At 67.3% G+C, this 318-nt stretch carries 1 pseudogene; it reads right to left on the reverse strand.

The features are described 5' to 3' along the window. Positions 1–318: pseudogene (locus J0A65_RS26825) on the reverse strand (HDOD domain-containing protein); the annotation flags it as partial.

The following is a 318-nucleotide window of genomic DNA, read 5'->3' on the forward strand; positions in this document are numbered from 1 at the left end:
GTTTCCTCCTGGGTCAGCGCGGTGAAGCTGGCCACCTTGGCCAGCACCTCCTCCATCTCTGCGCAATCCCAGCCATCGAGCGCGGCCTCGCTGATACGTACGCCCAACTGCACGGCATAGGCGGCGGGGTCATGCTGATTGCTCCCGGCCTGCGCCAGGCTGGCGGTCTCACCCAGGTTCCAGCTCTTCAGCAAGGCCTGCGTCAGCTGCCGAAAGCTGGTGCCGAGAACCTCGCGCACCGCTTCATCGACGTCCACCCCTGGCCGCTCGAGCACCGCGACCAGCTCATCGGCCTGCTCGCCAGCGCAGCCCCAGAAC

It is taken from the genome of Bowmanella yangjiangensis (assembly GCF_017255015.1).
In the GTDB taxonomy this organism is placed as follows: domain Bacteria; phylum Pseudomonadota; class Gammaproteobacteria; order Enterobacterales; family Alteromonadaceae; genus Bowmanella; species Bowmanella yangjiangensis.